This window comes from Salipiger aestuarii, from assembly GCF_003259905.1.
Taxonomy (GTDB): domain Bacteria; phylum Pseudomonadota; class Alphaproteobacteria; order Rhodobacterales; family Rhodobacteraceae; genus Salipiger; species Salipiger aestuarii.
In genome coordinates this window covers 1-1290 of record NZ_QLMG01000121.1, presented here as the reverse complement: position 1 = coordinate 1290, position 1290 = coordinate 1, and the positions used below count along the sequence as shown (strand labels likewise).

Annotated in this window: 1 protein-coding gene and 1 tRNA gene; both read right to left on the bottom strand. The window is 55.9% G+C overall.

Annotation, left to right across the window (positions count from 1 at the left end):
- Positions 1-230: 230 nt before the first annotated feature.
- Positions 231-953, bottom strand: a complete 723-nt coding sequence (locus ATI53_RS22815; protein ID WP_111551446.1) for a hypothetical protein — start codon at positions 951-953, stop codon at positions 231-233.
- 244 nt (positions 954-1197) lie between these two features.
- A tRNA-Met gene (locus ATI53_RS22810) sits at positions 1198-1274 on the bottom strand.
- Positions 1275-1290: the final 16 nt, after the last annotated feature.

Genomic DNA, 1290 nt, shown 5'->3' with positions numbered 1-1290 from the left:
GATCTCCCTGGCGGTTGGCGCCGCCGGTTGGGTGGGTTTCAGGTCACCCGGAGATTACGCCGCCTTCGAATTTCCACCACTTCCGCGACACGACCGGCACGCCAATCAATGGACTTTTTCAACAGTATCCGATAGAAGAAGACATTCGTGGAAAATGCAGCATCCGGTAAAGTTGGGCTCTGAACTGCCGTTCTCTGCGTCACGCGCGAAGGTCCGCTCTCGCCGAATGCTTACTGGTCGGAAACCGGCCGCAACATGTCGTCGGTATCCAACATTAAAGTGCTGCGCCAGAGCGGCGTCTTGAAGACGTGGTGCACATGTTTCGCCCCGCGTTCTTCATGGGTCTGCATAAGCAACCCGGCCCATTCAAGTGGGCGCAAGACGCAGGAGGAGAACGCGGCCATTTCGCGCCATCCGTCATTGTCCCAATCATGTTCCTCGCCATAAAATACCGCAAACAGCGCCCGCTCGGTGGTGCCGTGATCGGCCTCGACGTTGATGACATTCATCCAGACATCCCACTTGCCGAATGGGCGGTCTTCAAAGCGGGCGTATGACGCGTGATCGATCTCGAGAACGAAGAAAGGGACAAGTTCAGCAAACAGCTTTCCCGGAGCCTGCGCCAATTCTGCACCGCGCTTTGTCAGCTTGAAGTCACCTTTGAAGTGCCGCCCGAGGCGCAGGGTGATCAAAAGGTAGTGCAGCACCTCAAGCGGTGGAAACTCATACTCATTGATGACCTTGTTGTAGCGGAACATTTCCTCTGCGCTGGAACCGGGCCAGGCAAATTGTTTGACTGCCCAATGGACGAAGACACGTTTGAATGCCTTCGCCGTGGTCAAACCGATGGTCCCGTGTTCCTGGGCGTACTGCAGTGTCAGCAGTGCCGCACGCAACAGCGGTGACTGCGCGAGGTCGGGATGGTCATCGGATAGAGGGCGGAAGTCGATCATGGCGCGATTCTGTCACGGGTTTTTCTGCGGAGCCAGACTCAAACCGATAAGGGGTGCGGTTCCATATCCATTTTTTCGATCAGCAAGCGTCGCGTTTGATGCACGCCGTTGCGGGGCGCTGCCCGCTTATGCGTGCTGGTGCGGTTTTTCTGGTCCGGTGTTGATGTGGCGTTGATGTAAACTGCACAAGCGAAAGCCCGACTGATTAGGTCGGGCTTTAAGCATTTGATTTAGCGTTGTTTTTTGGTTGCGGGAGTAGGATTTGAACCTACGACCTTCAGGTTATGAGCCTGACGAGCTACCGGGCTGCTCCATCCCGCGACGCTATTAGCTACAT